Source organism: Luteibacter sp. 621 (assembly GCF_050435445.1).
Lineage (GTDB): Bacteria > Pseudomonadota > Gammaproteobacteria > Xanthomonadales > Rhodanobacteraceae > Luteibacter.
In genome coordinates this window covers 28,278-40,525 of sequence record NZ_JBNDKI010000023.1, presented here as the reverse complement: position 1 = coordinate 40,525, position 12,248 = coordinate 28,278, and the positions used below count along the sequence as shown (strand labels likewise).

Below are 12,248 nucleotides of genomic sequence, written 5' to 3'. Positions count from 1 at the left end.
GCGGGTATGCTCAAAGCTTCGTGCCCCGCCTTACGGATTCCACGCCTTGTCCCCACGCGCCCTGGTCCTTGCCCTGCTGTTCGCTCCTGCTTTTGCCCACGCCGCCGCGCTCGAACGGTTGCAGGTGGAGCGGACCGATACTCCCCTCTATGTCGATGCAGCGACACCGCGGTTCTCGTGGGTGATCCATGCCGAAAAGAATGGCACCGCGCAGATCGGCTACCGCCTTCAGGTAAGCCGGGGCGGCAAGCGCGTGTGGGACAGCGGCGAGATCCGCTCGGCCCAATCGTTCGACGTGGTGTATGCGGGCCCTGCGCTGGTACCCGGCGAACGTTACGACTGGCGCGTGGAGGTGAAGACCTCTGAGGGTACGGCCACCGGCGCGTCGTCATTCGGCACGGCGCTGGATGAAGCCGGCTGGGCCGGCGCACGCTGGATTGGCAAGGCTGACGCGGCAAGCCTTCCCGCGCCCCTGTTGCGGCGCACGTTCCATGTCGGTGCCGATGTCGCACGGGCCACGTTGTACGTGGCAGCGGGTGGCTACGCGGCCATGCAGGTGGATGGCAAACCGGCCAGCGATGCCGTGCTCTCGCCTGGCTTTACGGATTATGCGAAGCGTGTGGAAGTCACCGCGACTGATGTTGCGTTGGCTCCAGGTGAGCACGAGCTGGCCGCTGAACTGGGCCGTGGCTTCTACGGCATGACCAACCCGAACGTATGGCATTGGGAGCGCGCGCCCTGGCACGGCCAGCCGCGGGTACGTGCGGTGCTGGTTATCCGCTACGGCGATGGCCACATCGAGCGGGTCCCGACCGATACGCAGTGGCAGCTTGCCGATGGCCCCACGCGCCTGGATGACCTGTACGGTGGCGAAGACTACGACGCGCAGAAGGCAGTGCCCACCGCGTGGGCGCCCGCGACCGAGCTACCGGCGCCGGCCGGCCGCCTGGTGGCGCAGACGGAGCAACCCATCTGGGTAACCCAGGTGCTCAATGCGGTCGAGATCACCGAACCGAAGCCCGGTACGTTCGTGTTCGCGTTCCCGCGGGTTATCGCAGGCTGGGCCGACTTTGATGTGACGGGCCCGGCCGGGACGACGATTACCGCGCGTTACGGCGAGAAGCTGCTTCCCGACGGCACGGTCGATGCGCGTGACGAACACCACTACTTCAAGCACGGATTCCAGACCGATCACCTGACGCTCGGCGAGGGGCGTACGCAGTGGCATGCCCGGTTCTCCTACAAGGGCTTTCGCTACGTGCAGGTGGATGGCTGGCCGGGTAAGCCCGACCTCGCGGCGGTGAAAGCCAGCATCGTGCACACCGACGTTGCGATCACCGGCCGCTTCGACAGCTCTAACGACCTGCTCAACTGGATCCACCGCGCCACGGTAGACACCCTGCTCAACAACCTGCATGGCATCCCCACCGATACGCCCATGTACGAGAAGAACGGGTGGACGGGCGATGGCATGCTCGGTGCCGACATGTTCCTGCGTAATGTCGATGCCGGCGCGTTGCTCACCAAATGGGTCCGTGATATCGCCGACACGCGCGGGACCGACGGCGCGCCACTCGTCACCGCGCCCAACGCGGGCTGGGCGCTGGATGTGCATGCGCCAACCTGGCACTCGGCGTACGTGCTGGTGCCGTGGTCGATCTACATGGCGACGGGTGATCGCGCGCCCATCGATGAGCACCTCGAAGGCATGGCGCGCTACGTCGCCATGGAACATGCGCGCTCGCCAGGTGGCATAGCGAACACGGAGCTCGGTGACTGGGTGAGCCCTGAAACGGATCCTTCGGGCGAGAACGCACCGGAAGACAAGCGGGTGGCGGCCACGGCCTACCTTTACCGCATGGAGCGCGTGGTCGCCGATATGCAGCGCCTGACCGGCCACCCTGACGAGGCCGCGCGTTTCGACCGCATGGCCGACGAGGTACGGGCCGCCTTCAACGCGCGCTTCCTTGACGGTGCAACGGCCACCTACCGTGGTGAGGGCGACCAGGGCTATCGCCAGGCGCACAATCTGCTGGCACTCGCGTTCGGCCTGGTTCCCGACGACCTGCGCCAGCGCGTCGCCGCGGGCGTGGCCGCCGATGCCCGGGCGCGCGGCGATCATCTCGACACGGGCGCACTCGCGACGAAGCTGATCCTGCCCGTGCTGACCGCCACCGGCCATGCCGACGAAGCGTGGGCGATCGCCACTCAGGTGACGTTCCCCAGCTGGGGTTTCTGGCGAGCCAACGGGGCCACCAGCCTTTGGGAGCACTGGAAGCTCGCGTCACGGTCGCGGGGCCACTATTTCCTTGGCACCGTGGACGACTGGCTGTTTGAAGATGTGGCCGGGCTGAGGCCGCTGGAGGCGGGCTGGCGTCGCTTCGCGGTGCAGCCCGCGCTCACCGGGAGCCTCGAGCATGCCTCCGCCGCGGTCATGACCCCTTATGGCGAAGCATCGGTGGCGTGGCGCAAAAGTCCGGAAGGCATCGAGGCGGACGTGCTGGTGCCTGTAGGCACGGAGGCCGACGTGGGCCTGCCCGGGCATGCGCACCGGGTGCTGGCGAGCGGCCGATACCACCTTGCGTTGCCTTAGCAGATCACGGCCGATGAGATTCATCCGGTTGTCATAAAGCCGCGCATGTTTTTGCCGATAAGGCGCCCACGGGGATCTTTTTCGAGGGTGTACGCAGTATGTCGGCTGTAACGAACTGGTTTGGCCGCACCACGCTGAACACGCGGGTGTGGATGGTGATGTCCATCGTAGTGCTGGGCCTGGTGGGCCAGTCGGTGATGTCCGGTATCGAAAGCCGCCGTGCCCAGATGCTTGGGCTGGAGGATACCCTTGGGCAGCACGTGGCAGCGGCCAGTGCCATTGCCGAGGCGTACCACGCCCGCGCCGAAAAGGGCGAGATGAGCGATGCGGAAGCACGCGTCAATGCCTTGCGCGATATTGAATCCATGCGTTGGGCCAACGGCAGCGGATATGTATTCGCCTTCGATTCCTCGCTGGCCATGCGCATGCATCCCCTGCGCCACGACGAGGTCGGCCAGAATATCCGCGACGACGTGGATGGCAACGGCTTCCACCACTATGTGGCCATGCTGGAGGCGGATGCGAAGGACGGGCACGGCCTGACCCGCTACACGCAGGTCATGCCGAAGACGAAGGAACTCCGCGACAAGATCAGCTATTCGCAGCTGTACAAGCCGTGGGACCTGCACTTCATTTCCGGTGCGTACTTCACCGATATCGATGCGGCGTTCCGCCTGCAGCTGGAAAAGGACCTGGCGAAATCCGGCCTGATCGCTGCACTGGCGCTGTTCGTGGTGTGGTTCTCCATGCGCAGCATCCGCGCCACCATTGGTGGCGAGCCGCGCGAAGCGCACCGCATCGCCAGCCGTATCGCCGGAGGCGACCTGCGCCAGGAGCAGGGCGAGCCGGTGGTTGCGGATAGCCTGCTCGGTGCGCTGGAACGCATGCGCGGCACGTTGGCCGCGATAGTTGCGGAAGTGCAACAGGGTGCCCACGTGGTCTCCACCACGGCCGGTGAAATTGCCCGCGGCAATGACGATCTTTCCCACCGTACGCAGGAACAGGCCTCCAGCCTGGAGGAGACCGCCGCCTCCATGGAGGAGATGACCGCGACGGTGAAGCAGAATGCGGAGAACGCCACCGCCGCCGATCGCCTGTCGCGCCACGCGCGCGGCGAAGCGGAGAAGGGCGGCGAAGTGATGGCGCAGGCCATGAGCGCCATGCACGACATCGGTGATTCCAGCCGTCGCATCGCTGATATCGTGGGCATGATCGATGAGATCGCTTTCCAGACCAACCTGCTGGCGCTGAATGCGGCCGTCGAAGCCGCGCGTGCCGGTGAGCAGGGCCGCGGCTTCGCCGTGGTGGCCAGCGAAGTGCGCCGCCTGGCGCAGTCCAGCGCTTCAGCCTCGAAGGAGATCAAGGCGCTGATCGTGGAAAGCAGCGAGCGTGTCGAGGCAGGTTCGGAGCTCGTGGAGCGCTCGGCCGGTGCCCTGCGCGACATCGTCGGCAGCGTGAAGAAGGTGACGGATATCGTCGCCGAGATCGCGGCGGCCAGCGCCGAGCAATCGGCGGGCGTGGACCAGGTGAACGTCGCCATCGCGCAGATCGACCAGGTCACCCAGGAAAACGCTGCACTGGTGGAAGAGGCCGCGGCCGCGGCGAAATCCATGCAGGACCAGGCCCAGTCGCTGCGCGAGCAGGTCGCCTTCTTTACCGTGGATGGTGGCAAGCCGGTCGAGGCCCGTGCCCCGGCCGCGCAGGATCTGCGCTTTGGTGAAACGAAGGCCACCGAGGCTGCGGATGCCTGGGCGGAGTTCGCCTGATCGCCATTGGTGATCTTTAGTCAGTGATGAGCTGCGACTGAGTCGCTTCAGTCACGGCGCTGCCGTCCCTACGCTGTGCTCCGTCCCCATGAACCGACGGAGCCACCCATGTACGCCATCACCGGTATCACCGGCCAGGTCGGGGCCTCGCTTGCCGAGGCCCTGCGTGCCACCGAAGCACCCTTCCGCGCCATCGTGCGCGATACCGCCAAGGCCAGTCGCTTCGTGCATGCGGCCATCGCGGAACTCGATGACACGCCGGCACTGACTCGCGCGTTTGAAGGTGCCGAAGCGGTCTTCATCCTGTTGCCGCCGCTGTTCGATCCTTCGCCGGGCTTCCCTGAATCGAACCGCACCATCACCTCGATCAGGGATGCGTTGCTGGCGAGCCGCCCTGATCGCGTCGTCGTGCTTTCCACCATTGGCGCGGATGCACCGCATGAGAACCTGCTCTCGCAACTCGGCCGGATGGAGCAGGCGCTCGGCGAACTGCCCATGCCTGTCGCCTTCCTGCGTGCGGCATGGTTCATGGAGAACGCGCAGTGGGACATTGTCCAGGCGCGCGACACCGGGGTGATCGATAGCTACCTGCAGCCGCTCGATCGCCGCATCGCCATGGTCGCCACCCGCGACATCGGCCGCCTTGCCGCGAAGCTATTGCGTGAGCGCTGGGAAGGCGTGCGGGTCGTGGAGCTGGAGGGCCCGGTTCGGGTCAGCCCCGATGATGTCGCCGCATCGCTCGCAAGGACGCTGCACCGCGACGTGGTTGCCCGCGCTGTACCGCGTGACGCGTGGGAAGGCCGATTCCGCGAGCAGGGTATGAAGAACCCCGCGCCACGCATGCGCATGATCGATGGGTTTAATGAAGGATGGATCGATTTCAGGGTGGGCGCGGTTAAAGGCGAGACGTCGCTGGATCAGGTGATCGCCGCACTGGTTGCGCGCGATGGCATATCCTCGGGCTAACACCGTCCCGGGATGTTCCATGACCGCCACCGCCCCCAGTTACGTCAACGGCGCCAGCGCCACCCCGCTGATCGGCGAAACAGTCGGGGCACTGCTCGATCGCATCGTTGCGGCATGGCCGGAGCGGCCGGCGTTGGTGGTACGCCAGCAAAACATCCGCTGGAGCTACCGCGAGTTCCACGCCGAGGTGGAGCGCGTGGCCGCCGGGCTGCTGGCGCTGGGCCTGGATCCGGGCGACCGGATAGGCATCTGGGCGCCCAACCGGGCGGAATGGGTCGTGGCCCAGTTCGCCGCACCGAAAGCCGGGTTGATCCTCGTCAATATCAACCCGGCGTACCGCTCGCACGAACTGGCGTACTCGCTGAACAAGGTCGGTTGCCGCGCGCTGATCCTGCCCCGGGCGTTCAAGACCTCGCGTTATCTCGACATCCTCCAGGGCCTCGCCCCCGAGCTGCCGGCGTCGTCGCCCGGCGGCCTGCGCGCCGCCGCGCTCCCTGATCTGCGCCACGTCATCCTTCTGGATGATGCCGCGGCGCCCGGTACGTTGCGCTGGGCCGATATCACCGCGGATGCAAATGCGAAGGCACGGCTTGCCGCGATCGAAGCCGAACTCTCCTTCGATGACCCGGTGAATATCCAGTTCACCTCGGGTACTACCGGTGCCCCAAAAGGCGCGACGCTCACCCATCACAACATCGTGAACAATGGGTTCTTCATTGGCGAGGCCATGCACCTCACCGAACAGGACCGGCTTTGTATCCCGGTGCCGTTCTATCACTGCTTTGGCATGGTGCTGGGCAACCTGGCCTGCGTGACGCATGGCGCCTGCATGGTCATTCCCGGCGAGGGCTTTGACGCGTTGGCCACGCTGGAGACCGTTGCCGAGGAACGCTGTACGGGCCTGCACGGCGTGCCGACCATGTTTATCGCGGAGTTGGAGCATCCGCGCTTCCGCGAGTTCGATCTCAGCAGCCTGCGCACGGGCATCATGGCCGGATCGCCTTGCCCTATCGAGGTGATGCGACGCGTCGTGCGCGATATGCACATGGCGGAAGTCACCATCGCCTATGGCATGACCGAAACGAGCCCGGTCAGCTTCCAGACCGTGGCGGATGATCCGCTGGAGCGTCGTGTTTCCACCGTGGGTCGTATCCATCCGCACGTTGAAGTGAAAATCGTGGATGAAAGTGGCCGCGTGGTGCCCCGTGGCAGCACGGGCGAGCTGCTCACCCGCGGCTATTCGGTCATGCGTGGCTACTGGAACGATGAAGCCAATACGCGTATGGCGCTCGATGATGCACGCTGGATGCATACCGGCGACCTGGCGGTCATTGATGACGAGGGGTATTGCACGATCGTGGGTCGCCTGAAGGACATGATCATCCGCGGCGGCGAGAACATCTACCCGCGTGAGATCGAGGAGTTCCTGTATGGCCATCCCGATATCCAGGACGTGCAGGTGTTCGGCGTGCCCGACGAGAAATTCGGCGAACAGGTCTGTGCGTGGGTGCGCCTGCGCGACGGTGCCACGGCCACCGAGGCTGCCATCCAGGACTATTGCCGGCGACATCTCGCCTACTTCAAGGTCCCGCATTACGTGCGCTTCGTCGATAGCTTCCCCATGACGGTGACGGGAAAGGTGCAGAAATACCTGATGCGCCAGGCCATGGAGGCCGAGCTGGCCGGTTTGGCGCAGGCCTGACCCACGGTCACCTGCACCACGGCTTCACGCGCCCGATCACAGTCTACGAGGCGGGGTGGGTGCCGTCCGTTGCGAGGTCAGACACGTGAGAAGGATAAGAAGGTTTCACCCGGCCACGCTGTTCTCGGCGTTCGTCTTTGCCGTATGCGGCGCGGGCATGCTCATCGGCGGCATCCGGCTCTTTAACGAGGGCGGCTCGGTCTACTACCTCGCGTCGGGCGTGTTGCTTCTGCTGGTTGCGCTCTTGCTGCTCGTCCGCGTGCGCTTCGCCGTGCCGCTTTACACGCTGTTCCTGCTCGGCACCGCCGCCTGGGCAGTGTGGGAGGTCGGCTTTTCCTGGTGGCTGCTGTTGCCGCGCCTGGACGTCTGGTTCGTGCTTGGCCTTTGGCTCCTCCTGCCATGGCCGCGCCGTGGCCTCGGCCGTGACCCATACCTTGATACGGCGCGAGGAACAGGTGGCGGCTTCCTGTTCCTGGGCCTGCTTGTCGTGGCGGTAATCGGGCTGGTCGGCGTGTTCCGGCCCGAGCCCGATCTGGTCGGCGAACTACCGATGGCCGATATCTCCGGCCCCCAAGGCGACCGTGCCGCGCGCGCTGATGGTGACTGGACCGATTACGGCAGCTCGCCCTGGGGCCAGCGCTACTCGCCGCTCAAGCAGATCACCCCCGAGAACGTCGGGCAGCTGCAGGTGGCGTGGAAGATCCAGACCGGTGACTTGCCCGGCCCGGATGACCCGACGGAGACGACGGCGGAAAACACGCCGCTGAAGATCGGCGATACCGTTTACCTTTGCACGCCGCACAGCCGTGTCATCGCCGTGGACGCCGCGACCGGTGCGAAGAAGTGGGAGTTCGATCCGAAGATCCAGAGCCCGGTGGGCTTCAAGCACTGGGAACACATGACGTGCCGCGGCGTCTCCTATCACGACGATGCGCGTTACGCGGCGGCATTGATCCCGGCACCCGCTACGACCGCTCCGGGTGTACCGGCACCCGCTTCCACGGCACCGCTGCCCGCTAACGTGCTTGCGGCCGGCACCTGCCCGCGCCGCCTGTTCCTGCCCACCGCTGACGCGCGGCTTATCGCGATCAACGCTGATAACGGCCAGGTCTGCGATGACTTCGGTAACAAGGGCACGGTGGACCTTCGTGCCAACATCGGGCCGTTCACCCCGGGCGGCTACTACTCGACCTCACCGCCGGCAGTGACGAAAGACCTGGTCATTATCGGGGGGCATGTCACCGATAACGAATCGACCAACGAGCCGTCCGGCGTCATCCGCGCCTACGATGTGCATGATGGCCACCTGGTATGGAACTGGGATCCGGGCCGCCCTGACGACACGGCGCCCATCGCGCCAGGCGAGACCTACACCCGCAACTCGCCCAACATGTGGTCGCTGTTTAGCGTGGATGAGAACCTGGGCATGGTGTACCTGCCGATGGGCAACCAGACCCCGGATCAATTCGCGGGCCGCCGTACGCCAACCTCGGAGAAATTCGGCGCGGGCCTGGTCGCGCTCGATATCGCCACGGGCAAAGTAAAGTGGAACTACCAGTTCACCCATCACGATCTGTGGGACATGGATGTGGGCGGCCAGCCCACGCTCGTCGATCTCACCACCGATAACGGCGTGAAACCCGCGATCATCGCGTCGACCAAGCAGGGCAGCCTGTACGTGCTCGATCGCCGCGATGGCACGCCGATCATTCCCATTCGCGAGGTGCCGCGTCCGCAGGGCGCCGTGGCCGGCGATCACACATCACCTACGCAGCCCATGTCCGATCTGAACATGGCGCCGCCCGATGTTCGCGAAGCGGATATGTGGGGCACCACGCCGTTCGACATGCTCTGGTGCCGCGTACGCTTCCGCTCGTTGCGCTACGAGGGCATGCATACCCCACCATCGCTGCAGGGTTCGCTCGTGTTCCCCGGTAACTTCGGCGTGTTCGACTGGGGTGGCGTGTCTGTCGATCCCACACGCCAGTTACTGCTGGCCAACCCCAGTTACATGGCGTTCCAGTCGAAGCTCATTCCCAAGGAGCAACTGGCGCACATGGAGGTGACTGCGCCCAAGAGCGAGACAGAGGGCATCAAGAAGGCCGAAGGTATCCCCTATGCCATCGAGCTCTCCGCGTTCCTGTCCCCATTGGGGATTCCGTGCCAGGCGCCGCCGTGGGGTTATGTGGCGGGCGTGGACCTGCGCACGGGCAAGACGTTGTGGAAGCACCGTAACGGCACGATCGTGGACAGCGCTCCGCTGCCGATCCCGATGCCGCTGGGTGTGCCCAGCATGGGCGGCATGGTGACGACCGCCGGTGGCGTGACCTTCCTGAGCGGGACGCTGGATGACTACGTGCGTGCCTACGATGTACGTACCGGCCGCAAGCTTTGGGAAGCGCGCTTGCCCGCTGGCGGCCAGGCGACACCCATGAGCTACGCGGACAGCACGGGCCGCCAGTATGTGCTGGTGGTGGCGGGTGGCCATGGTTCGCTGGGCACGAAGCAGGGCGATTGGGTGATCGCGTACGCGTTGCCCAAATAAAAGCGGCGCGACGCAAGTGCGCTCCTCCTGTAGGAGCGCACTTGCGCGCGATTCACGCTCGGGACAACGCTACTTTTTAGGATTCGGCAAAAACGCCGCCAGCAGCCCGATCAGCGGCAGGAACGCACAGATCTGGTACACCGCCTCAATGCCGTAATGGTCGGCTAGCTCACCCAGCACCGCGGCGCCAATGCCGCCCATGCCGAACGAGAAGCCAAAGAACAGGCCGGAGATCATGCCGACCTTGCCGGGTACCAGTTCCTGCGCGAACACCACGATCGCAGGGAAGGCCGAAGCGAGGATCAAGCCGATGGCCACCGTGAGCGGCGCCGTCCAGAACAGGCTGGCATGCGGCAGCAGCAACGTGAACGGCAGCGTGCCCAGGATGGAGAACCAGATGACCCGCTTGCGGCCAATGCGGTCGCCCACCGGGCCGCCCAGGATCGTGCCCACGGCGACCGCACCGAGGAACACGAACAGGTGCAACTGCGCGGTTTCCACCGACACGCTGAACTTGTGGATCAGGTAGAAGGTGAAATAGCTGGTCAGGCTGGACAGGTACACGTACTTGGAAAAGATCAGTGCAAGCAGTACCAGGATGCCGCGGGTGGCATCGCGCGCCGGCGGTGCACTGTGCGCATGCGCGGCATGCGATGCCTTCAGGCGCGGCAGGCCATGGTAGCGATACCACTGGCTGACGTTCCACAGAATGGCGCACGAGAGCAGGGCGAGCAGGGCGAAGAAGCCCAGGCTCGACTGGCCCCAGCGCACCACGACGATCGCCGCGGCCAGGGGCCCGAGGGCCTGCCCGGCATTGCCGCCTACCTGGAACAGCGACTGGGCCAGGCCGTGCTTGCCGCCCGATGCCATGCGCGCCACGCGCGACGATTCCGGGTGGAACACCGAGGAGCCCATGCCCAGCAGCGCCGCGCCACCCAGCAGTACGGGGTAGGCATGTGCCTGCGATAGCACCAGCAGGCCGGCCAGCGAGAACAGTGTGCCGCCTGGCAGCGCGAGGGGCGTGGGGCGGCGATCGGCGTAGAGGCCAATCAGCGGCTGCAGGATCGAGGCGGTGATCTGGTAGGTCAGGGTGATCAAGCCGATCTGGCCGAAGTCGAGCTGGAAATCGCTCTTCAGGCCGGGGTAGATGGCCGGAAGCAACGACTGCATCATGTCGTTCAGCAGATGGCAGAAGCTGATGGCGAAGATCACGCCGTAGACGGTAGGGGCGGCAGGGCTGGTCGCCTGCGCCGCCGTGTTGGCCGGGGCTTGCATCGTGCGGTCCTGGGGTGGGGTGGCTTATGAAACCACGCCAAGGGGTGTCCCGCGCTAGAATGCGGGTCAGAAGCCTTTGAGTTTGGGACAGCGCCCATGTCAGCCAGCGACGCAGCGGTTTTTGAGGCCACGCCCCGGCCGGTGGTATCGCGCGGCAATGCCTATCCGGCATCGTTCGAACTGCCGACCCACCAGCACCGGCGCGGCCAACTCCTGTATGCCTCGAAGGGCACGGTCGCTGTCACCACGCCGTTCGGCGCGTGGATCGCGCCACCCGAACGCGCCGTGTGGATTCCCTCGGAGATACCGCATGCGGTGCGGATGATCGGGGCCGTGAACACGCGGAGCGTTTACATCGAACCTGAGGTCACCGGCGCCGCCGGCGCGGCGTGTCGCGTCATCGCCGTCTCGCCGTTGCTGCGTGCGCTGTTGGTCGAGGCCGTCCACGTGCCCCGTGAATACGACACCAGCGGTCGGGATGGCTTGCTCATGGCCTTGCTCGTCGAAGAGATAGGGCGTGCGCCTCGCGTTCCCCTCGATCTGCCGTTACCCAGCGATCCCGGCCTTGCTGCACTCTGCGCGCGGTTTCTCGAGCACCCCAATGTCGTCGAAGGTATCGATGCCTGGGCCGATCGCCTCGGGATGCACCGGCGCAGCTTCACCCGGCTGTTTCGCCGGGAAACGGGCATGAGTTTCGCGCAATGGCGGCAGCAGGCGTGCCTGCTGGCCGCCTTGCCGCGCCTTGCCGCGAATGAAGCCGTCACCGAGGTCGCCCTGGACCTTGGTTATGAGAGCGCTACCAGCTTTTCCACGATGTTCCGCCGTGCGCTGGGCAAGCCACCCTCGGATTACCGAGCTGCCTGACGCGCCTCGGCACATCCCGCGCGGATCACTTTCTCCACGATGCGTGCAGGCGGGTCGGTGATTTCCACCCACGCCGCCTCGGTGTGCGTGGGTTCCTCCAGCGTGGCCAGTTGGCTATCCAGCAGCACGGGGTTGAAGAAGTGCGCACTGCGCTCGCGCAGGCGTTCTTCAAGCAACTCGCGCGTGCCGTGCAGGTAGACGAAACGGACATCGCGCAGGCTGCCCCGCAAGAAATCGCGATAGCGGCGCTTCAACGCTGAGCAGGCGATCACCAGCGACTGATGGCGTTCGCGGTGCTCGTTCATTACCGCGACGATGGCTTCGAGCCATGGTTGGCGGTCGGCATCGTTCAGCGGGATGCCCTGCGCCATTTTTTCCCGGTTGGCGGCCGGGTGCAGGCTGTCGCCATCAATAAAGGGCAGGCCCAGGTGCGCCGCCAGGTCGCCCCCTACGGTGCTCTTGCCACTGCCGGATACGCCCATGACGATCGTGATCATGCGTATAAGCATGGCGTGGTTTGGGCTACGGAATCGTGAA

General features: G+C 65.4%; 8 protein-coding genes. 6 read left to right on the top strand and 2 right to left on the bottom strand.

The window, feature by feature from the left end:
* Positions 1-46: 46 nt before the first annotated feature.
* From ABIE56_RS19535 to ABIE56_RS19515, 5 genes are all read left to right on the top strand, one after another.
* Positions 47-2,593 (top strand): family 78 glycoside hydrolase catalytic domain, encoded by a 2,547-nt coding sequence (locus ABIE56_RS19535; protein WP_429245478.1) that lies wholly within the window; start codon positions 47-49, stop codon positions 2,591-2,593.
* A 98-nt stretch (positions 2,594-2,691) separates the two neighbouring features.
* Entirely contained in the window at positions 2,692-4,359 is a 1,668-nt protein-coding gene (locus ABIE56_RS19530; RefSeq protein ID WP_429245477.1) for a methyl-accepting chemotaxis protein, read from the top strand.
* Positions 4,360-4,467: 108 nt separating this feature from the next.
* Positions 4,468-5,325: an NAD(P)H-binding protein gene (locus ABIE56_RS19525; RefSeq protein WP_429245476.1), complete on the top strand. Its 858-nt coding sequence runs from the start codon at positions 4,468-4,470 to the stop codon at positions 5,323-5,325.
* Between the two features lie 19 nt (positions 5,326-5,344).
* A complete protein-coding gene (locus tag ABIE56_RS19520) occupies positions 5,345-7,027 on the top strand; it encodes an AMP-binding protein (RefSeq protein ID WP_429245475.1) in 1,683 nt (560 codons plus the stop codon).
* A gap of 85 nt (positions 7,028-7,112) precedes the next feature.
* A complete protein-coding gene (locus tag ABIE56_RS19515; RefSeq protein ID WP_429245474.1) occupies positions 7,113-9,572 on the top strand; it encodes a membrane-bound PQQ-dependent dehydrogenase, glucose/quinate/shikimate family in 2,460 nt (819 codons plus the stop codon).
* 69 nt (positions 9,573-9,641) lie between these two features.
* Here ABIE56_RS19515 and ABIE56_RS19510 read toward each other — a convergent pair whose 3' ends face one another.
* Positions 9,642-10,847 carry an MFS transporter gene (locus tag ABIE56_RS19510; protein WP_429245473.1) on the bottom strand — a complete coding sequence of 402 codons (1,206 nt, stop codon included), beginning with the start codon at positions 10,845-10,847 and terminating at the stop codon, positions 9,642-9,644.
* Between the two features lie 96 nt (positions 10,848-10,943).
* Between ABIE56_RS19510 and ABIE56_RS19505 the strand changes: the two genes are divergently transcribed.
* Positions 10,944-11,711, top strand: coding sequence for an AraC family transcriptional regulator (locus tag ABIE56_RS19505; protein WP_429245472.1), 768 nt, complete (start codon positions 10,944-10,946; stop codon positions 11,709-11,711).
* Here ABIE56_RS19505 and ABIE56_RS19500 read toward each other — a convergent pair.
* Positions 11,696-12,208: a gluconokinase gene (locus tag ABIE56_RS19500; RefSeq protein WP_429245471.1), complete on the bottom strand. Its 513-nt coding sequence runs from the start codon at positions 12,206-12,208 to the stop codon at positions 11,696-11,698. The two genes, ABIE56_RS19505 and ABIE56_RS19500, sit on opposite strands and share 16 nt — an antisense overlap.
* Positions 12,209-12,248: the final 40 nt, after the last annotated feature.